We start from the raw sequence: 19,594 nt of genomic DNA, 5'->3' as shown, positions 1-19,594 counted from the left end.
CGTAGTTGATGATGGAGTACATCGGTGTGGTCCATTCGCACCAGGGGAGGTCACGAATCGGTTACGCTTATCGGCCTAATGGGTGCGAGTTCACTTCTTCCAGGTGATGGGGTCGTCCTGATATTCGCCGTCCCCGAACGTCACGCCGCCGACTTCATCGCCGTCCTTGACGCCTTGGGTCTTGCAGGTCTCGTAGGTCGCGCCCCCGGTAGTGAAGCTCTCCGGCGCGTCCTCGCCTTTGCAGGCCGACGTGGCGTTGGCCATGAGTACCTTGGTGCCCTTGCCGTCCGGGTTCACGGCGCGCACCGACACCGAAGTGTCGGCCAGGTCCGTGCCGCCGACGTTCTCGACGACCATCCTGACGTAGACCGGGAGTATTCCCTCACCCTTGTTCTTGAAGTCGGCGAGATCCTCCTTGGGACCGATCTCGACCGACTTGACGGTGATCGCGATGGTGCCGGACTTGCCCGCGTCGCTGAACGGGACGACGGCGCGTTCGCCGACCTTGAGTTCGCTACCGGGAGCCATGGTGCCGTCGGCCCGGACGGTCTTCCCGCCCGCTTCCTCGCCACAGGCGGAGAGCAGCAGCGCGGCGGCGCAGCCGGTGGCGATCAGGGCGGTACGGGCGGACTTCATGGATCTCCTCGGACTCCCACCGGACGAACTCCGGCGTGCTCGTCACGCAACGTAGTCGAAACTGGAGGGGATCCGAGTGGTCCGTTCGCACCACGACCGATCACAAATCGCTTACGCCGATCAGCCCGTCTTGGATCGCCCGCGCGACGAGCGCGGCCTTGGTCGGCGCGTCCCTGCCCATCTGGGCGTACTTGACCCGGATCCGCTCGAGATGCGAGTTGACCGTGTTCGGCGAGATCCCCAGCCGGTGCGCGACGAAGTCCTTCGACTCGGACTGGAACCACTCGATGAGCACCTCGGTCTCGCGCGCGGAGAGGGCGGGACGCCGCTCGGAGCGGTCCCCGGCCATCGCGCCCGCCAGCGACGGCGGCGTGTACGACCGGTCGGCCGCCGCCGCGCGGACGGCTTCGAGGATGTGCTCCGCGCCTTCGGATTTGGTGATGAAGCTGAGCGCGCCCAGTTCGAGACACTGCAGGACCGTCTCGTCGTCGGCCCGCATCGAGTAGACGACGACGCGGCGGCCTGCCTCGGTGAGCCGTCGCAGATCGCCCATCGCCGGGGTCGTGCTGTTCAGGTGCAGGTCGAGGATGACGACGTCGGCCCCGGCGCCCTCACCGATCCACGCGGCCCGCACGTCCTCGCCCTCGGCCACGACGGTCACCGGCGGTGTGCCCGACGACAGCCAGTGCACGACCCCGGCCCGTACGGCCGGATGGTCGTCGACGACCACCGCGGTCAATTCGGTCGCGAACGCCATTTCGCCTCCATCCACGATCGTTCTCCCAGTGCGTGCCATTCGACGTCGACGGCGCCCGATCCGTTCGCCGTCCGCCCGGGTTCACCGTCCGTGATCGCCGCGACGCGGATCTCGTCGTCCGCGCGCAGGACGCTGACCCTGGCCTGAGTCCGCGCGGCGGCCAGCGCGGTCATCAGCGGACCGGTCAGTTCGCGGCGGACGGAGGTGGGGACGGGCGCCGCCTCGCCGCTGACCGCGAGCGTCACCGTCAAACCCCGCCGCTCGGCGAGATCGACGCAGGCCGAGACCTCGTGCAGCAGCGGGTCGGGGACGTCGTCGTTCTCCGCGAACAGCCGTCGTAGCTGGGTGGCGGCGAGCGCGCAACGCTGCCGGACGGCGTCGTCACGCGGGTCCAGGGTGCGGTCGGCGAGTCCGGCCAGCAGCGGCAGGGTGGCGCCGAGTTGCCCGGCGAACCGGCTCCGCTGGTCGGCCTCCCGCTGCTGGGCGAGCGCTTTGCGGTGCGCCTGCCGGTCGCGTTCGGCCGAGGCCTCGGCGGCTTCGCCCGCCCGCCGGTTGACGACCCTGATCAGCGCCAAGGTCGCGGCCTGGAAGGTGAGCACGCTGAGCCCGGCGATCACCACGCTGCCGATCTCGCCGCGATCGGTGGGCACGGCGCCGAACTGCCGGACGAAGGTGAGCGTCATCTGGAGGACTAGCGCGGCCATCGCGACCGCGGGACGGTCCAGCAGCAGCACCAGCAGATGCCAGCCCGCGAGACCGGACGCCCAGTCCGCGTCGCCGAGGAGCCGGTCCGGGGGCAGGGTCCAGATGGCGACGGCGGACGCGGCGAGGACCACGATCGAGCCCGCGAGCGCGACCGGCCAGGGGACCGGCTTCCAGCGCAGCACCCACCACGCCGCGACGACGAGCACGCCGGCGAGCGCGGCGAACGCGATCTTGCCGGGGGTGTCGTCCAGCCGGGTCAGGCTGAGCCCGAGCTGGATCGCCGCCGTCGCGAGCAGTACCGCGATCCGGCAGCCGCCGAGCACCCGGTCCGAGGTCTCGTTCATGCGGGCCACACCAGTTCCACCGTGGTCCCCGCGCCGGGCGCGGAGGTCACCTCGGCCCTGCCACCCGCCGCGGCCATGCGTTCGACGAGCGAGCCACGGACACCGCGCCGCTGGGCCGGGGTCTTCGCCGGGTCGAAACCGCGGCCTTCGTCCCGGACGGTCACGCGAACGCCGTCTTCCACCGTCAGGCTGGCCTCGCCGACACCGGCGTGGCGATCGACGTTCACCAGCGCCTCACGCACGGCGCGGACCATCGCGAGCGCCGCGGACGCCGGGATCGGCGCGATCGGAGACCAGCGCGCCTCGACCTTCACCGGGCTCTGCGCGAGCACGCCGCGCAACGACGTTTCGAGATCGACCACGCTGCCGGGACCGGATTCGCCGGTGAGGATCGCGAGATCGCGGCGAGCGTATCCGGCGACCTCGGCCGGCTCGGTCGTTTCGCCGCGCTGGGCCACCGTGAGAAACGTGGCCGCGGCCGTGTCGTGCAGGACGGCCAGATACTCGCGTTCCTGCAGCCGTCGTTGCACGGCAAGGGATTCCTCGCGGGTCAGCCGGGCCTGGCGCTCGCGCAGATCGTCGATCCGGCGGGTCGTCCGCGACAGCAGGAGGAAGGCGACCCGCGCGAGGGTGGCCTCGATCAGCACGCGCACCACCACCCACGAACCGTCCTCGAAACCGAGGGGGATCACCTCGATCGCCAGCAGGCAGGCGATGGCGGGCACGGTGATCTTCGGCGGCCATTCCCATTGGAGGGTGATCGCGGTGATGGTGAGGACGTTGAGCGCCCACTGGTTCAGCTCGGCCGGTTCGGGCGCGGTCAGGAACTGGGTGCCGCAGATCGCCGCCGCGCGGACCAGCGTCAGCGCGAACGCCACCGGCCTGCCCCGGCCGGTCTTCCCCACGAGGTGCTCGGCCACGGCGGTGACCAGGGCCAGCGCGAGCAGGCCGAACGCGAGCGGGAGTGCCCCGGACGGCGTGGCGAGCACCCCGAAAACGCTGATCACCAGCAGCCCGGCACCTCTGGCCGGGCCGGCGAACCGGCCGACCACCCGCGAGAACTCCGCTTCGACGGAGGTCTCACGATCGGATGACACGACAGCAGTCAAGCAGATGCCTCAAGCGTGCGCAGGTCCAGTACCCGCCAGGTCAGGGATTCGTCACAGCACCCCATCGGATCCGCGGTCCCACCTGGAATTCACTTGTCCGGGCAACACCGGAATTCCGAAAACGGGGTGGGTCGCCCGCCTCGCCCGGTCGGGGGTAATTCCGGATTCCGATTGTGTTCGCACGGTCGATGGGCACAAGAATCGCCGCATGCGTGCAAGGCGATTCGCCTCTCTTTCCGCCGGTGCCGCCGCCGCGGTGTGCGTGGCGGCGCTCGTGGTCACCGACGGCGCGGTCGCCGCCCCTTTACCGGGCGGACTGGGACCCTGCGTCGGACCGGCCTGTCCGACCGAATACCCGCCCGTGAACAACAAGGATTACGCGGGCCGGGACAACGGCATCAACGTCTATGTCGGCGGCGAATTCCAGGTACGGGAAGCCGCGGCGGAAGCCGAAGGACGGGTGGTCGTCCTCGGTGATTTCGACATGGCGAAACGAGCGGGCGCGTCTTCCGTCTACAACGTCGGCATCGCGGGTGTCGGATCCCGCGTCCCGCCACCGGACGGCGCAGACTTCCTGACCACCGGAGGGAACGTCAGTGTCGCGGCGGACCAACGTCTGCTCGCGGACGGCGGCGTCGTCCGGCACGCGGGAACCGTCACCGGGACGGTGACCGGCAAGCTCGAAAAGGATCCTGACGCGGCGAAACCTTATGTGGGCCTGCGCGAGGATCTCCGGGTGGCCAGCAAGTGCTACGCACGCGAGGGCACCACGCCGCGTCCGGCCACGGGTACGGCGGTCAACCAGGGATATCGCACCCTGTTCACCGGGGACGGGAAATCCGCGCTGCAGGTGTTCACCGTGGACTTCGACCTGACCGGCGCCACCGGGGGCATGCAGGGGATCGAATTCGAGGGCATCCCGGCCGGGGCGACGATCCTGGTCAACATGGTGGGAGCCGCCCGGACGATCAACACCTACACCGGCGACCTCAACGACCAGGATCCGCTGAACAAGCTGCGCGAGCGGCTGCTGTGGAACTTCCCGGACGCCACCAGCGTGAAGATCGCCGGTGGCGCCCAGTTCCAGGGGAGTGTGCTGATCGGCGAGCCGGGAAGCACCGCGACCGTGACCGCCTCCGGGATGAACGGCCGCTTCTTCACCACGGGCTCACTGGTGCACACCTCCGAGGCGACCGGCGGTGGCGGGCAGGAGTTCCACGCCTACCCGTTCAACGGCGACCTGCCCGAATGCGGCAGCACACCGACCACCACGCCGAGCAGCTCCACGTCGTCTTCGTCTTCGTCGAGCTCGGCCACGACGAGCAGTTCGCCGACGAGTAGCAGTTCGACCACCACGAGCAGCAGCACCACGACCAGCAGCAGCTCGACCACGACCAGCGCCACGTCGACCAGCCCGACTTCGGCCACTTCCACGTCGGTCACTTCGACGTCGACGGCGCCCACCTCGGCCACGTCGTCGAGCCAGACGAGCACCAGCTCGGCGTCGTCCAGTTCGTCCAGCAGCGCGACGTCTTCGAGCCCGACGAGCAGCAGCTCCACCTCGTCGTCGAGTTCGAGCAGCACCGCGCCGACCACGACCAGCAGTACGTCGACCACGACCCCGGGGGCTGGGGTCACGGTGACCACCACGACCGGACAGCCGGGCGCTCCCGCGCCGGGCGGCGGGCCGTCCGACAGCGGTCCGCTGGCCTCGACCGGCAGCGAGGTCCGGGGCCTGCTGGTCTCCGGTCTGTTCCTGCTCCTCGCCGGGGGTGCGCTGGTGGCGCTCACGATCCGGTCGAGGCGCCGCGAGTCCTAGCCGAGGGCGGTGTCGATGACGTCGCGGCGGTCCACCAGCAGGGCCTCCGCGGCCGTCCGGCCCGTCGCGGCCAGATAGGCGTCGACGAGCCGGTTGCCCGCCGCGTATCCGGCGCCGGCCGGCAGGCCGACGGGTGTGCCGCCGTAGCGGGCGGCGGTCTCGTCACCGTGCACCCACGCCGTGAAGTTGTGCATGCCGGTGATCTCCAGCCCGGAGACGACCTTCGCGAACACGGCGTCGTCGTGCAGATGAGGCACCCCGATGCGGGCGTAACCGAGTTCGTCGCCGTACAACTGGCGGGCGAACGCGTCGGCCAGACCCTCGGACACGATCTGCTCGCCGACGGTGACCGTCGCCGGATCCCAGATCACCCCGCCGGGGCTGTAGCGCAGGTTGTGGTTCAGCTCGTGGACCGCCGTGGCCTCCAGCCGCGCCAGGTTCTCCGGATACGGCCAGAAGTTGAGGTGGATGTAGCCGGACACGCTGCCGTTCGCCGTCATCCCCAGATTCGGCCCCATGAAGTGCTCGTCACCGGGGTCACCCAGCACGGTGAGGACGGTGATGTCCGGGACCGTCAGCCCGGGCGTCGCGGCGAGCTGGGCAGTGAGGGCGTCGTCGAGCGCCCGCTGGATCCGGTTCCAGGCGTCCGCTTCGTGGAGGGCTTCGAGTGCCTCCAGGCAGCGCTCCTCGTCGCGGTCGAGCGGGAACCCGGAACTCATCGCGTGCATCGCGACCAGGTCCACCTCGCCGGGGAAGTAGCGGTACATCCCGGCGGCGGGTCCGGCCATCGCCTTGAGCATCGCGGCGCGGTCCGCCCGCGGCGCGCGCAGGATGGCTCGCATAGCGGGGTAGGTGTCGAGAACGGTGATCGTCATGGAAGGGACGGTAAAGGCTCCAGTGGGTGGAGACTCAAGTCCGCGTCGGCGGGGCGGTCCGCTCACCTGGCGAGGAACTCCGCCACCGCTTTCCGCCCGGCCTCGCCCGGTTCCCGGTTCTGGATGGAATGCGCCGCGCCTTCGACGATCACGACTTCGCCCCGCGGCGCCGCCTTCGCCTCCTCGTATGCCCACTCCATCGGTGTCGACAGGTCGTGGTCGCCGTTGAGCAGCAACACCGGGACGTCCGGAAGCCGCCCGCCGGGATTCGAGTTCGGCGGGACGACCGGCCACGGGAGGCAGGTCCGGACGAACCCGACCCCGGTCGCGACGGCCGGGCTGAACGGCCACGTGTCCCGGCCGGTCAGTCGCTTCTCGGTCAGGTTCAGCAGCGGTTCGCGGGCGAAATCCGGCGTTCCGGCGTCACCCCAAGGGAAACGCATGTCCGCGCACAGTGTCGCCGCGTGCAGGCCCGAACTGAACGACGTGAGCGGGTCGCCGCCGGACGCCAGATCCCGCAGCAGCGAGTCGAGTTTCGCGGTGTTCCCGCCGCGCGCGGTCCGCAGCGCGGTGATCAGATCCGTGCCGAGCGCCGACGGGTCCCGATAGCTCGGGTCGGCGAATTCGTAGGTGACGATCATGTCGAACAGCGCGACACCGGCCGCGGCGTCCCGGTTCCGGACCAGCCACGCGAGGTCCTCCGCCGGATCGGAAGCACAGGCCGGTGGCTTGGCGCAGGCGTCACGCAGGACGCGCGCGGTCGCCTTCAGCGCTTGGAGGTACAACGACTGTTCGGCCGTCGCGTGGTGGGGGAGCACCGAGTCGAGGATCAGTTTCGAGACGTTGCCGGGATGCGCGATGGCGTACCGCGCCGCGGTGAACGAACCGTAGGAAACCCCGTCCACCACCATCTTCCGCGCGCCCAGCGCCCGGCGGAGCAGATCGAGGTCGGCGACCGTCGCGTCGGTGCCGTAGAACCCGGCCTCGCCGCCGAGGATCGCGGCACAGCGCGTGACCGCTTCGCGGGTGGGCGGCTCGATGTCGGAACTGCCCACCTGGGCCTGCAGATCCGGGCAGTCGAGGGCGTTCGCGCCGGTGCCCCGCTGGTCGATCATCACCAGCCGGTGGTCGGCGAACACCGCCGGCATCCGGTCGAGGAGCTTGGTGCCGAACGGGACCCCGGGCTGCCCCGGGCCGCCCGTGAGGAACAGCAGCACTCCCTTGGCCGCGTTCGCGTTGTTCGCGGTGGCGACCTGGAGGTCGAGCGTGCCCGGTGTCCGGCCGCGATGGTCGAGCGGCACGGTCAACGTCGAACAGGTGAACCGCGCGTCGTGCGCGCAGGGGCGCGCGTTTTCCAGCCGTGGTCCCGCGGTCGAAGCCGAGGCCGGACCGGTGAGCCCGGCCGTGCAGGCGAGGATCGCGGCGAGAGCGAGCGTCTTCGATCGCATGGACCGATTCTGGTCAGGCGGATCCGGCGCCGCGCGGGGTTTCGCCGAAGTTGGTCCGGTCGGCGGACCCTGAGCCCGGACCAGGGAGAATCCCGGATGCCCCGGCGTCCGCCCGCTTCTAGCGTCGTGATCATGATCCGACGGCTACTCCTGACGGTGCTCGCCGGCGCGGCGGTCCTGCTCGTGCCCTGGACCGTCTACCTCGCGCACACCCTGCCCGACCGGTACGACACCGGCCAGTGGCGCGCGGCCTGGGTCGGATTCGACGTCGCACTTCTGCTCTGTTTCGCGGTCGGAGCGTGGCTGGGGATGCGCCGCCGCCGGACGGCCGTGCCGCTCCTGTCGGCGACTTCCGCGATGCTGTGCTGTGACGCGTGGTTCGACGTCGTGCTCGGCTGGACGTCGGCCGAACGGCGGACCAGTGTCGCGCTCGCCGTCTTCGTCGAGATCCCGGTCGCCGTGGTGCTGGCCTTCGCCGCACGGCGGCTGTTGAGCGACGCGCTGCCGCGGCGATCGGTCACCTTGCGGGACATCGAGCTGCGAGACGATCCGCGATACCAGTGGATGACGCGTGAGCTACCCGGCGACACGGAGACGGTCGCGCGCCGGACGGGCCTGGCGCGCACCGAAGTCACCGAATGCCTGAACACTTTGCGCGACAACGGTTTCGTCCGGCGCGATCGGAAGGGGAACTGGATCGCGATCCCGCAAGACCTGCGGGAGCCGCGGCCGGAGGACTACGACGGCGCGGAGCGGGAGCGGGTCGTGGCGTTCCTCGACGAGAAGTACGCGAACGAGGTCGCCCTGCTGTCCTGGGCCGCGACGCACCGTGACGACTTCGGCCCGTGGGCGACGGCCCAGCGCACCTCGACACGTCTGACCGAGACCGAGTTCCGTGAGCTGGACGCGGAGTACCGCGAGCTGATCGCGCGGTACTGCCGGCGCCGTCGTCGTCCGGTGGCGGGCGAGAAGGAGCTTTCCGTGCGCTTCTACGCTTTTCCGCCGCCGGAGACCGTCCTGGCCTGAGGCTTGTGGTCCTGAGTGGCGTTGCGGATCAAGTCGAGGGTGCCCTAGCTCCTCGGCCCGGCCCGGTCTGGGTTCGGGCGGCGGTGTCGCGAAAGCCACTTTCGGGACATCAGACGTCGCGAAAGTGGCTTTCGCGACACGGTCGCCAGGGCCCCGGGCGCGGTCTAAGGATGCCGCCAGGCCAGGAACGTCTCCAAAGTGGTCAGCCGATGCTCCCGCACGGCCAGTTCGATCTCCCCGGCGGGCGCGTTCCGGTCGAACAGGTCGAGGATCTTCTGGTGCTCCCGCACGGATTCGTGCGCGCGGCCGGGGACGAAGCTGAACGTCGACGTGCGCAGTCCGGCCAGCCGGTTCCAGCCGCGGTTGACCAGATCGAGCACCTGCGGATTGGGGCACGTGCCGAACAGGACGCGGTGGAAGTCGCGGTTCAGCGCGGTGAACCGCGACGGCTCGAAGTTGTCGAGACACGCCGTCAGTTCCGCGTTGAGCCCCTTGGCCTCGTCGAGCGCCTCGCCGGGCAAGGACGGCGCCGCCAGCGCGGCGGCGTAGCCCTCGACCAGCGCGAGCGTCTGCATGGTGTGCTGGTAATCGCTCTCGTCCGCCATCGCGACCTGCGCGCCGATGTTGTGCTCGTAGGTCACCAGGCCCTCGGCCTCCAGCCGCCGGACCGCCTCGCGCACGGGTACGGTGCTGACGCCGAGTTCCTGGGCGATCTGCCCGAACACGAGGCGGTAGCCGGGGGAGAAGGTGCCGTCGTCGATGCGCGCCTTGATCCAGTGGTAGGCGATCTGCGACTTGCTCTTCGCGGTCCCGTTCACCGCGTCGCCCGCGGTCACGAGTAGTGCAGCCAAACGGATTTGATCTCGGTGTAGGCGTCGATCGCCCACGGCCCCATCTCCCGGCCCCAGCCGGAAGCCTTGTAGCCGCCCCAAGGCGCGGCCATGTCGGGGATCGGCGGCATGTTGACGAACACCGCGCCCGCCCGGATGCCGTTGGCGAACCGTTGCGCCACACCCAGATCGCGCGTCCACACGGTGGCCGCGAGCCCGTATTCGGTGTCGTTCGCGCGGGCGAGCAGTTCGTCCGGGTCGTCGTAGGCGGTGACGGCGAGGACCGGGCCGAAGATCTCCTCGCGCATGATCGTCATGTCGTCGGCGACACCGGCGAACAGGGTCGGGGAGTAGAAATAGCCCTCGCGATCGACGGGCTTGCCGCCGGTGACCAGTTCCGCGCCCTGCTCGTTGCCTGTCGAGACGAGGAAGTCCACGTGCTCGCGGTGCTTCGCGGACACGAGGGGGCCGAGCTGGGTGGATTCGTCCAGCCCCGGCCCGAGCTTGAGGCCTTCGAGCCCGGCGGCCAGTTTCGCGACGAACTCCTGTTCACGCTTGCGGTCCACGAAGAACCGGGTGTACGCGGCACAGACCTGCCCGCTGTTCAGAGTGGCGCCCGCGAGGTTCCCCGCGACGGCGGCGTCGATGTCCGCGTCGCCGGAAATGATGCTGGGCGCCTTGCCGCCGAGTTCGAGGGTGAGGCGTTTGAGGTTCGACTCCGCGCTGGCGGCCGTGATCAGCTTCCCGACCGCGGTGGACCCGGTGTAGGACAGGTGGTCGACGTCGTCGTGCCTGCTCAGGAGCGCGCCCACGGCGCCGTCGCCGGTGACCAGGTTGACCACGCCCGGCGGGAACCCGGCCTCCTGCACCAGCTCCACCAGGCGGATGCTGGTCAGCGGCGTCACCTCGCTGGGCTTGATCACCACGGTGTTGCCGGTGGCCAGTGCGGGCGCGAGCTTCCACACCAGGATCATCAGCGGGAAGTTCCACGGCGTGATCAGCGCGTTCACCCCGACCGGCTCGCGGCGGGTGTAGTGCAGCGTGTCCGGGAAGGACACCGGGTTGGTGGTGCCCTGGATCTTGGTCACCCAGCCCGCGAAGTACCGGAGGTGCTCGGCCGCGCCGGTGACGCTGACCTGGCGCGAGATGCCGATCGGCTGGCCCTGGTCACGTGTCTCCAGCGCGGCCAGTTCCTCGTGACGCTCGTCGACCAGCGACGCCAGCTTGAACAGCAGCGCGGCCCGCTGGACCGGCAGCAGCCCCGCCCAGGCGGGGTCGTTCAGCGCCTTCCGCGCGGCACCGACGGCGGCGTCGACGTCGGCGGCCGACGCGGTGCCGACCTCCTCGATCACCTGGCCGGTGGCCGGATCGTACGTCGGCAATGCCCCGCCTCCCGCGGCGGTCCACTGTCCGTCGATGAACAGGCGTGTGGCCATGGCTAGCTCCTCCTCGACCGGTGTGTGATCGAGTATCAGGCGCCACGAGGTCCCCGGTCTTGCCCGCCAGGGCACGCCGATTGTCGGCCAGCGAACCGAATCCGCCGGACGCCGCCGCGCCTTGCGAGGGTGGGGGACATGGACGTCATCGTGGTGGGAGCGGGTTCGGCCGGTTCGGTGGTCGCCAGGAGACTGGCCGATTCCGGGGCGTGGGTCACGCTGCTCGAAGCGGGCGGGCCGGACACCAATCCGGTCATTCACGACCCTTCGCGGGCCGGGGAGCTGTGGCACGGCCCGGAGGACTGGGACTACTACACCGTGCCGCAGCCGCACGCGGCGAACCGGCGGCTTCACCTGCCGCGCGGCAAGGTCCTCGGCGGGTCGCATTCCCTCAACGCGATGATCTGGGTGCGCGGCGCGCCTGCCGACTACGACGGCTGGGACCTGCCCGGCTGGCGGTGGGACGACGTGCGCCCGATCTACGAACGGATCGAAAAGGATCTGCTCGACGTCGTGCCGAACGAGCCGCTGCACCCGATCCAACAGTCCATTGTGGACGCCGCTGGGCAGATCGGCCTGCCGTTCAATCCGGACTACAACGGCGGCGAGCTCGACGGTGTGTCGGTGCAGCGCGTCACCACACGCGACGGCAAACGCCTCAACACCTGGCTCGCCTACGGGCAGCCCGTGGCCGAACGGATGACCGTCCACACGGGAGCGCTGGTCCACCGGTTGCTCTTCGAGGGCGACAAGGTGACCGGCGTGCTGGCCGAGATCGACGGCGAACTGCGCAAGGTCTTCGCCGACGAAGTCGTGCTCGCCGCCGGCGCGCTGGCTTCCCCGGCGATCCTGCTGCGCAGCGGGGTCGGCCCGGTCGACGAGCTGGAAGTGCACGGCATCGACGTCGTCGCGGAACTGCCGGGCGTCGGGAAGAACCTGCACGACCATCTGCTGTCGCCGGTCATCTTCGCGACCGATCGCCGCCAGGTCGATCCGCCCGCGCCCGGCCGCTCGGTCACGCAGACCCATCTGTTCTGGCGCAGCCGCCCCGGCCTGGCGGTGCCCGACACCCAGCCGATCCACTTCAGCGTGCCGATGTACGAGTCGTGGATGACCGGTCCGGAGACCGGGTTCTCGCTCATGGCGGGCATGGTCACGCCGCGCAGCCGGGGCAGCCTCCGGCTTTCGGGGCCGAGCCCGCTCGACGAACCGCTGATCGACCTCGCCGCGCTGGAGGATCCGGCCGATTTCGAGAGCCTGGTCGCGTCGGTGGAGCAGTGCCGGGAGATCGGCCGCGCGCCGGCGCTGGCCGGCGACTGGGGTGCCCGTGAGCTGTATCCGGGGCCGGACGCCGACGTCCGCGAGTACGTCCGGCGGACCGCGATCACCTACCACCACCAGGTCGGGACCTGCCGGATGGGCACGGACGCCGACTCCGTGGTCGATCCGGAACTCGCCGTGCACGGGATCAGCGGGCTCCGGATCGCCGACGCGTCGGTGCTGCCGCGGGTGACCACGGGCAACACCAACGCGCCGGCGGTGCTGGTCGGCGAGCAGGCCGCCCGGTTCATGCTCGGCCGATGATGCGGCGCAGCCAGGAGGCGCGGGCGGCGAGCGCGGCCCGGGTCACCTCGCTGTCCGGGGCGATCCGGTCGAAACCGTGGTACGCGCCCGCCCAGACGTGCAGTTCCGTGGGCACGCCGGCCTGCCAGAGCCGCCGCGCGTACTCGACGTCCTCGTCGCGGAAGATCTCGGCCGCGCCGACCTCGATGAAGGCGGGCGGGAGTCCGGCGAGATCGGTCGCGGTCGCCGGAACGGCGTACGGCGAGGTCTGTCCGTTCAGGAGGGAACGCCAGCCGAATTCGTTGGCGGCCCGGCCCCATACCCCGCGCTCGGCGAATTCCACTGTGGACGCGGAGTCGTTGCGGCTGTCGATCATCGGGCACAGCAGGAGCTGACCGGCCAGCGCCGGTCCGCCGCGATCCCTGGCCAGCAAGGCGATCCCCGCGCTGAGCCCGCCTCCCGCGCTGCCGCCGCCCACGATCAACCGGCCAGGGTCGAAGCCGAGTTCGCTCGCGTGCTCGACCATCCAGGTCAAGCCCGCGTAGCAGTCTTCGATCGGCGCCGGATGCGGATGTTCGGGGGCGAGCCGATAGTCCACCGTCACCGCGACGAAGCCGAACTCCTCGACGAGGGTGACCATTCTGGGCAGGTCGGCGAACCGGTCGTCCAGCACCATCCCGCCGCCGTGGATGTTGTAGAACCCCGGTGCGTCCTCGGCGTCCCTCGGCTTGACGACCGTGACGACCACCTCGGTGCCAGGGACTTCGTGATCTTCCCAGACGAGATCCCGGTCGCCGATCGCCTCGGCACAACTCAGGTTCCCGTCGGCCAGCGCCCGCCGGATCTCCGCCAGCGATCCGGCGTCCAGCGGCGGCCCGGAAGGCAGCCCGGCCAGTGCTTCGGCGAGTTCGGGATCGAAGGCCGTCACGGTCCCTCCGGGTCGACGACGCCCCGGTCGGCCCAGTACGGCTCGACGAGCTCGCGGAGCTGTTCCGCGCCCACGCGCTCGACGAGGTCGACGGCGCCCAGATTGTCCTTGAGCTGCCGGGTGCTCGTCGCGCCGAAGAGAGTGGTCGTGTTGGCCGGGTGGGTGAGGGTGAAGGCGAGACACAGCTGCGCCGGTGTCGCGTCCAGCCCGGCCGCGATCTTGGCCAGTTCCGGCGCGGAGGCGGCGATGCGTTCGCGGATGTCGCCGGGGTCGCGGCCGACCTGGCGCGCGCCGCTGTTCTTGCCCAGCAGGATCCCGCCTTCGAAGATGTCCGACGACTGGAGCGTCACCCCGAGCTCGCCGAAGACCTTACCGAAGGGTTCACCGTCCGGAATGGACCGTCGCGCGACGCTGTATTTGAGTTGCGCGATCGCGGGCCCGGGCACGTTCTCGGCGGCGGCGAAATCGTGCAGTGCCCGGATCGTGGTCGCGGACCAGTTGTTGACGCCCCACTGCCGGATGAGCCCGGCTTCGCGGAGTTCGTTCAGATCGAGCACCAGCCGGTGCAGATCGGTGTCGTCGTTCCGGAGATCGCCCAGCACCACCAGGTCGGCGTGGTCGACGCCCGCGCGGAAGAGCGCGTTGTCCAGCTGGCCGCGGAGACCGTGCTCCGGATACCCCTCCAGCCAGAGCTTGGCCGAGAACAGGTAGTCGTCCCTGCGCAGCCCGGCCGCGCGGACCATCGCGGAGAACAACACGTCGGTGAAGACCGGTGCGGCGCCGGGGAAACCGTAGACGCCGACGTCGAAGAGCGTGATACCGGAATCGACCGCCGTGCGGACGAGGTCGACCGCCTCGCGGAAGTCCATCCGGTCGTAGGTGTGCCAGGAGCCGAGCGAGAGCACGCCGGTGAGCGGGCCGTCGCGGCCGATCCGGCGCTGGGGGATGGTCATGGATTCTCCTAGGGCTGAGTGACGGAGCTGGGGTGTGTTCGGGAAACCGGCGTACGCGTGAACCCGCCCCGGCCGAAGGCCCCGCTATCGCGGTGGCAGGGCGCCCCGTTCGGCCAAGGTACGCGTTCGACCACCAGGCGTCCTGCCGACGTCGATCGCGGTCGCGGGTTCACCGGCGGATATCACGGCAGACGGGGATCGATGACGGCTTTGAGTTCGCCGAGCCGGGACATCGACTCGACGCTCCGCGAAGCTCGGGAAAGACCGACGGGCGGGCTGAAGAGTTCGTCCCACGGCAGCCGGTCGGCGAACGTGCGGAAGAAGTCCACCGAGCGGTGGTAGTCGGCGATGTCGCCGTTGAGGGATCCGACGACCGTGAGTTCCTTGCCCATCACGGTGCCCAGTGCCAAGGGGGAAGGCGCGGGACCGGTGGACCCGACGATCGCGATCGTCCCGCGCTGGGCGGCGAAGGCGACGGCCTCCTCGCCGATGGTCGGCCCGCCGGCGAAGTCGAAGACGTGGTCGGCGCCCCGGCCGCCGGTGAGTTCCTTGACCCGCTCGACGCGGTCTTCGACGGTGCCGTCGACCGGGATCGTCGCCGTGGCCCCGAAACGCTCGGCTGTCTTCAGCCGGTCGGCCGGTCCGCCGATGGTGATCACGTCACCCGCGCCGGAGATCCGCGCGACCGCGGTGGCGAACACGCCCAGCGCGCCCGCGCCCTGGATCACGACGGTCGCACCGGGACGGATCCCGCCCGAGCGCGAGACGGCTCGCAGCACGGTTTTGCCCGCACAGCCCGACATGGACGCCCAAGTGTCCTTGACGTCGTCGGGCAGGAGCAGCTTCGCCGCGCCAGGAGTCACGTAGCAGTACCGCACGAGGCCGCCGGTGGCGTACGGGAAGACGTCGGAACGCTGAAGGAAGCCGTATCCACGCTTCTCGCAGGCGACCGGCTCGCGCAGGATCGTGCAGCCGTAACACTTTCCGCAGGTCGACTCGGACCAGCCGATGCGGTCGCCCTCGGCGATCTCGCGGCCGAGCGTGTCGGTGGTGCCCGGACCGGCGGCCACCACCTCGCCGACCATTTCGTGGCCCAGCACCATCGGGAGCATGCCGGGGAAGGTCATCTGGCCGGACCAGAGGTGCACGTCGGTGCCGCACAGGGTGGTGCAGGTGATCCGGACCAGCGCGGCGCCCGGTTCCGGCTCCTCGGGCAGCGGAAGTTCCCGCAAAGTGAGCGCGGAGCCGTGTTCGGTGAGCACCGCCGCTTCGGTTCTGTTGACCATCTTTTTAGTCTACAGTCGTAGGAGAAAAAGTCCAGATCCTGGAGGAAACCATGCCGTCGCACCATATTCGCCCCGCTTCGCTCGTGGTTCGCGGCGGCCCTGTGCTCACCTTCGACCCGGCGGGCACCGTCGTTCGGGCGATGGCCGTGCGTGACGACAGGATCGTGGCTCTCGGCGATGTCGCGCTGGACCACATCGGCTCGGAGACCGAGGTGATCGACCTGGCGGGGAGAACCGTCCTGCCCGGGATCAACGATTCGCATCTCCACGCGACCTGGCTCGGCGCGCGGTGGCCGGACACGCTCATCGGCGGCGCCGGATTCACCGGGGGAGAAGAGAAAACCGTGCGCACCGCGGCCGAACGACGGGCGGCCATCCTGCGTGCGGGCGAGCTGTGCGCGTCACTGGGCATCACGAGTTACACCGAACCTGGTCTGGGTCCTGGCGAGACAGGCTGTTTCAGTGCCGAGGTCCTGGAGGAGTACGCGACGTTGGCTTCGGAAGGCCTTCTGCGAGCAAGGGTGACCGCGTTGCGGCTGTTCGGTCTGCTCGACGGTGCGAGTTCGCTCGAGGACTTCCGGCGTGGGCTCGCGACTCCGGCTCCGGCCGCGAATCCGTTGTGGCTCACCGTGCCCGGTGTGAAGGTCTTCGCCGACGGCATCCCGCCGATGCGGTCCGCGTGGACGCACCATTGCTACGCCGACGGCTCGCACGGTGCGCTGCTCGTCGATGGCGCCGACGATCCGGATCGCGCGGGCAACCTCACCGCGATGATCCGTCTCGCCCACGACGCCGGGATGACGGTGGCCGTGCATGCCACAGGGGATCGCAGCATCGAGGCCGCGCTCGGCTCGCTTCGCCGCGGAGACCACCTGGTGCACGGCGATCTGGTGACGGCGGATCAGCTCGCGCGCATGGCTTCGGCGCGCGTCGGTCTGACCACGCAGCCCGCGATCGCCGTGGCGATGCGGGGAATGCTGGCGGACGCGCTCGGTGCCGAGGTCGGTGCTCGCGCCTGGCCGCTGGCGGAAATGCTGGACTCGGGGGTTCCACTGACCCTGAGCAGTGACGCGCCGGTGGTGACTCCTGATTGGCGGGTGCACATCGCGGCGGCCGCCCGGATGCTGGACGCGTCCGAAGTGGACGCCGAGCTGATGGCCCGGTTCCTGCGCTGCTACACGACCGCGGCCGCGGAGCAGGACGGTGGGGCCGGCTGGAAGGGATCGCTGACCGTGGGCCGCGTGGCGGACTTCTGTGTGCTGGCCGCGAACCCGCTCGAGGTCGCGTTCGCGGACCTGCCGGACGTCGGTGTCGAGCTCACCGTGTCCGGCGGCCGCGTCGTGTACTCAGGTGAGCAACTGCCCGCCGTCGACCTGGAGGCTCACCCCGGTGAGATGGCCGGCGTCGGCGGAGGCGAGGAACAGGACTGACGGCACCACGTCGGCGACGGAAGCGATGGTTCCCAGGGGGATCCTCGCTTCCCAAGCCGCGCGGGCGGCGGTGTCCGAGGCGAAACCGGCGGTCATCGGAGTGAGCACGGGGCCCGGTGCGACGGCGTTGACGCGGATGCCGTGCGGTGCCAGTTCGAGTGCGGCCGAGCGGGTGAGGGCTTCGACGGCCGCCTTGGTGGCTTCGTAGTGGCCGAGCCCCGGTGTCGGCTGGCGGGCGCCGATGGAGGTGATGTTCACGATGGCGCCTCTGGTGCCGGCCGCCAGCATGTGCGCGCCGACCGCGCGGGTCATCAGGAAGGTGCCGCGGAAGTTCACCCGCATGCACAGATCGAAGACGCCGATGTCCAAACCCACCAACGGCCCGCCGCCCCCGGCGAGACCCGCGTTGTTGACCAGGACCTCCACCGGACCGAACCGATCGGTGATCAGCCCCAGCGCCGCGTCGACCGAACCGGGGTCGGAGATGTCGAGTTCGACGTGCTCCGCGCCGAGTTCGCCTGCCAGATCGTGCGCGGCGCGGACATCGACGTCGGCGATGACCACACGATCGCCAGCGGCCTGGAAGGCTTCGGCGACTCCGCGGCCGATGCCACTGGCACCGCCGGTCACCATGACAAGTCTCTTGTTCATTCTACGATCGTAGACTAAAACTGGTTTCCGTTGCCAGCGAAAGGAAATCTCGTGAACGAGAAGCAGAACGGCCTCGGCTTCGCCACCTCGGCGCTGAGCCTGGGATCCTGGAACACCTGGGACCGCATGGACTTCGAGGACGCGGTGCGCCTGCTCCGGTCCGCGATCGATTCCGGGATCACGCTTTTCGACGTCGCCCACTACGACATGGGGCCCCATTCCGAGCAGTCGCGGACGGACCTCCTCTTCGGGGAAGCCGTGCGCGCCGCCGGAATCGAACGCGACGAGTACCAGTTGTGCGGGAAGCTCTGGCTTTGGGACTACCCGAACACCGGGTTCGCCGAGCAGCTCGCGACCTCGTTCGACCGTGTCGGCGTCGACCACGCGGAAGCTGTCGTCGTCGGCGACTACTTCGAGCGCCCGGACATCCCGCGGATCGTCACCGAGGTGGCGGAGCAGATCCGGCTCGGCCGCTTCGACGTCTGGGGCGTGAACAACTGGCAGGCCGCGGACCTCGACCTCGCCCTGGAATTCGCCGCGCGCGAAGGTCTTCCGGCTCCCCGTTTCGCTCAGCTGAAGTACAGCGTCGTTCGCCGTTCGATGGCCGAGGGTTCCTTCTACGGCAGGCATTTCGAGGCCGGGCGGCTGGCCTTGCAGGCGTCGGACGTGTTCGAGGGCGGGGTCCTGCTCGGCAAGACCCCTTCGCGGAAGATCGGTGCGGACCCGGGTGGTATCCGGGAGTCGATCCGCGCCGTCGCCACACGCGTCGCCGCTGTCGCTGGGGACTTCGAGGTGAGTCCATCGCAGTTGGCGCTGGCGTTCTGTCTCGCGTACGAGCCGGTGGCGAACGTGCTGTTCGGCGTGAGCCGTCTCGCGCAGTTGGAAGACAACTTGGGCGCCGTCGCGCTGGCCGCTACCCGGGGTGCGGAGGTGCGGGCGGCGCTGGAGGACCTGTGGCTGGACCGGGAAGTGGCCGCGGACGGAACCTTCTGACCCCCCGGGTGGCGTGTCGCGAAAGCCACTTTCGGGACCTCTGGTGTCCCGAAAGTGGCTTTCGCGACGCCACCGAAGCCGTGGTCACCTAACCGAGGAACTCCAGCACCGCGGCCTTGAACTCCGGGCTCCGCAGTGCCCCGCCGTGGTCCCCGGGCACCCGCACCAGCGAGGCTCCCGGCACCAGCTCCACCAACGTCTCGATGCCCTGGCTCACCGGGTCCTCCACACCCGCCACGAAGCGGGTCGGCACGGAGACGGCACCGGAAACCGGGGCGAAAGGCTCCGCCCGCAGGTCTTCGATGCACCGCGCGAGCGCGGCCGGATTCCGCCCCGGCGCGGTGATCATATGCGCGATCATCCCCGTCAGCGGATCCGACGGCGCCTTGCCACCACCGGCGAAGGCCAGCGCGGCCGCGACGTCGACGGCACCGAACGGCTCGAAGGGGCTCACGCCGGCGAGCACGAGCCGCCGGACCGGCGCCTGCGCGGGCAGTTCCCAAGCCAGCCGGGCTCCCAGGGAATAGCCGACGACGTCTACTCCGGACAGATCCGAGACGAGCCGGCTCAGCTCGGAAGTGATCGCGACGGCACCCAGCGATCCCGACGGGGCCGGGCTGGAGCCGTGCGCGGGAAGGTCCGGTATGAGCACCTCGCGGCCCGCGGCGGTGAGCGCGGCAGGCCACCCCGTGGTGATCCAGTCGGTGTGTCCGTCGGAAGCGAATCCGTGCACCAGCAGCACGGGCGGTCCCGACACGATCTCGGGAGCGAACCGGCGCACGGCCAGGGAAGTAGTGGCAGACAA

General features: G+C 70.0%; 18 protein-coding genes. 5 read left to right on the top strand and 13 right to left on the bottom strand.

Going from position 1 to position 19,594, the window contains the following annotated elements; all coding sequences use genetic code 11:
• Positions 1–90 precede the first annotated feature (90 nt).
• The 4 genes from NQK81_RS04755 to NQK81_RS04740 all read right to left on the bottom strand — a co-directional run bounded on the left by NQK81_RS04755 (position 91) and on the right by NQK81_RS04740 (position 3,539).
• Positions 91–636 carry a hypothetical protein gene (locus NQK81_RS04755; protein ID WP_257487198.1) on the bottom strand — a complete coding sequence of 182 codons (546 nt, stop codon included), beginning with the start codon at positions 634–636 and terminating at the stop codon, positions 91–93.
• Between the two features lie 100 nt (positions 637–736).
• Complete coding sequence (locus NQK81_RS04750) at positions 737–1,393, bottom strand: response regulator transcription factor (RefSeq protein ID WP_126732207.1); 657 nt, start codon at positions 1,391–1,393, stop codon at positions 737–739.
• Positions 1,372–2,442 (bottom strand): histidine kinase, encoded by a 1,071-nt coding sequence (locus NQK81_RS04745; RefSeq protein WP_257487197.1) that lies wholly within the window; start codon positions 2,440–2,442, stop codon positions 1,372–1,374. The genes NQK81_RS04750 and NQK81_RS04745 overlap by 22 nt, the downstream gene beginning before the upstream one ends.
• Positions 2,439–3,539, bottom strand: a complete 1,101-nt coding sequence (locus tag NQK81_RS04740) for a sensor histidine kinase (protein ID WP_257487196.1) — start codon at positions 3,537–3,539, stop codon at positions 2,439–2,441. The genes NQK81_RS04745 and NQK81_RS04740 overlap by 4 nt, the downstream gene beginning before the upstream one ends.
• Positions 3,540–3,759: 220 nt before the next feature.
• Between NQK81_RS04740 and NQK81_RS04735 the strand changes: the two genes are divergently transcribed.
• Complete coding sequence (locus NQK81_RS04735; RefSeq protein WP_257487195.1) at positions 3,760–5,370, top strand: choice-of-anchor A family protein; 1,611 nt, start codon at positions 3,760–3,762, stop codon at positions 5,368–5,370.
• Here NQK81_RS04735 and NQK81_RS04730 read toward each other — a convergent pair.
• Both NQK81_RS04730 and NQK81_RS04725 read right to left on the bottom strand, forming a co-directional pair.
• Positions 5,367–6,245 (bottom strand): DUF2268 domain-containing putative Zn-dependent protease, encoded by an 879-nt coding sequence (locus NQK81_RS04730; protein ID WP_257487194.1) that lies wholly within the window; start codon positions 6,243–6,245, stop codon positions 5,367–5,369. The two genes, NQK81_RS04735 and NQK81_RS04730, sit on opposite strands and share 4 nt — an antisense overlap.
• Positions 6,246–6,307: 62 nt before the next feature.
• Positions 6,308–7,693 carry an alpha/beta fold hydrolase gene (locus NQK81_RS04725; RefSeq protein ID WP_257487193.1) on the bottom strand — a complete coding sequence of 462 codons (1,386 nt, stop codon included), beginning with the start codon at positions 7,691–7,693 and terminating at the stop codon, positions 6,308–6,310.
• Positions 7,694–7,825: 132 nt separating this feature from the next.
• Here NQK81_RS04725 and NQK81_RS04720 point away from each other — a divergent pair, with 132 nt between their 5' ends.
• Entirely contained in the window at positions 7,826–8,719 is an 894-nt protein-coding gene (locus NQK81_RS04720; protein WP_257487192.1) for a helix-turn-helix domain-containing protein, read from the top strand.
• A gap of 164 nt (positions 8,720–8,883) precedes the next feature.
• Here NQK81_RS04720 and NQK81_RS04715 read toward each other — a convergent pair whose 3' ends face one another.
• Positions 8,884–9,555 (bottom strand): GntR family transcriptional regulator, encoded by a 672-nt coding sequence (locus tag NQK81_RS04715; protein ID WP_126732276.1) that lies wholly within the window; start codon positions 9,553–9,555, stop codon positions 8,884–8,886.
• Positions 9,552–10,985: an aldehyde dehydrogenase family protein gene (locus NQK81_RS04710; protein WP_257487191.1), complete on the bottom strand. Its 1,434-nt coding sequence runs from the start codon at positions 10,983–10,985 to the stop codon at positions 9,552–9,554. The genes NQK81_RS04715 and NQK81_RS04710 overlap by 4 nt, the downstream gene beginning before the upstream one ends.
• A 138-nt stretch (positions 10,986–11,123) precedes the next feature.
• Between NQK81_RS04710 and NQK81_RS04705 the strand changes: the two genes are divergently transcribed.
• Positions 11,124–12,569: a GMC family oxidoreductase gene (locus NQK81_RS04705; RefSeq protein ID WP_257487190.1), complete on the top strand. Its 1,446-nt coding sequence runs from the start codon at positions 11,124–11,126 to the stop codon at positions 12,567–12,569.
• On the opposite strand, the gene NQK81_RS04700 is transcribed toward NQK81_RS04705, so the two are convergent.
• The 3 genes from NQK81_RS04700 to NQK81_RS04690 form a co-directional block, all read right to left on the bottom strand.
• The gene (locus tag NQK81_RS04700; protein ID WP_257487189.1) at positions 12,553–13,476 is read right to left on the bottom strand and encodes an alpha/beta hydrolase; all 924 of its coding nucleotides are present in this window, start codon (positions 13,474–13,476) and stop codon (positions 12,553–12,555) included. The two genes, NQK81_RS04705 and NQK81_RS04700, sit on opposite strands and share 17 nt — an antisense overlap.
• Positions 13,473–14,429: an aldo/keto reductase gene (locus NQK81_RS04695; protein WP_257487188.1), complete on the bottom strand. Its 957-nt coding sequence runs from the start codon at positions 14,427–14,429 to the stop codon at positions 13,473–13,475. The genes NQK81_RS04700 and NQK81_RS04695 overlap by 4 nt, the downstream gene beginning before the upstream one ends.
• A 182-nt stretch (positions 14,430–14,611) precedes the next feature.
• Positions 14,612–15,715 (bottom strand): zinc-binding dehydrogenase, encoded by a 1,104-nt coding sequence (locus NQK81_RS04690; RefSeq protein WP_257487187.1) that lies wholly within the window; start codon positions 15,713–15,715, stop codon positions 14,612–14,614.
• 50 nt (positions 15,716–15,765) lie between these two features.
• On the opposite strand from NQK81_RS04690, the gene NQK81_RS04685 reads away from it, so the two are divergent.
• Entirely contained in the window at positions 15,766–17,145 is a 1,380-nt protein-coding gene (locus NQK81_RS04685; protein WP_257487186.1) for an amidohydrolase, read from the top strand.
• Here NQK81_RS04685 and NQK81_RS04680 read toward each other — a convergent pair.
• Positions 17,062–17,778 carry an SDR family NAD(P)-dependent oxidoreductase gene (locus tag NQK81_RS04680; RefSeq protein WP_257489692.1) on the bottom strand — a complete coding sequence of 239 codons (717 nt, stop codon included), beginning with the start codon at positions 17,776–17,778 and terminating at the stop codon, positions 17,062–17,064. The two genes, NQK81_RS04685 and NQK81_RS04680, sit on opposite strands and share 84 nt — an antisense overlap.
• Positions 17,779–17,847: 69 nt before the next feature.
• On the opposite strand from NQK81_RS04680, the gene NQK81_RS04675 reads away from it, so the two are divergent.
• Positions 17,848–18,789, top strand: coding sequence for an aldo/keto reductase (locus NQK81_RS04675; RefSeq protein WP_257487185.1), 942 nt, complete (start codon positions 17,848–17,850; stop codon positions 18,787–18,789).
• Positions 18,790–18,877: 88 nt separating this feature from the next.
• On the opposite strand, the gene NQK81_RS04670 is transcribed toward NQK81_RS04675, so the two are convergent.
• Positions 18,878–19,531, bottom strand: coding sequence for an alpha/beta fold hydrolase (locus NQK81_RS04670; protein WP_257489691.1), 654 nt, complete (start codon positions 19,529–19,531; stop codon positions 18,878–18,880).
• Positions 19,532–19,594 lie beyond the last annotated feature (63 nt).

Origin of the sequence: Amycolatopsis roodepoortensis (assembly GCF_024628825.1) — a bacterium.
Lineage (GTDB): Bacteria > Actinomycetota > Actinomycetes > Mycobacteriales > Pseudonocardiaceae > Amycolatopsis > Amycolatopsis roodepoortensis.
This window is presented reverse-complemented; position numbering and strand designations above follow the sequence as displayed.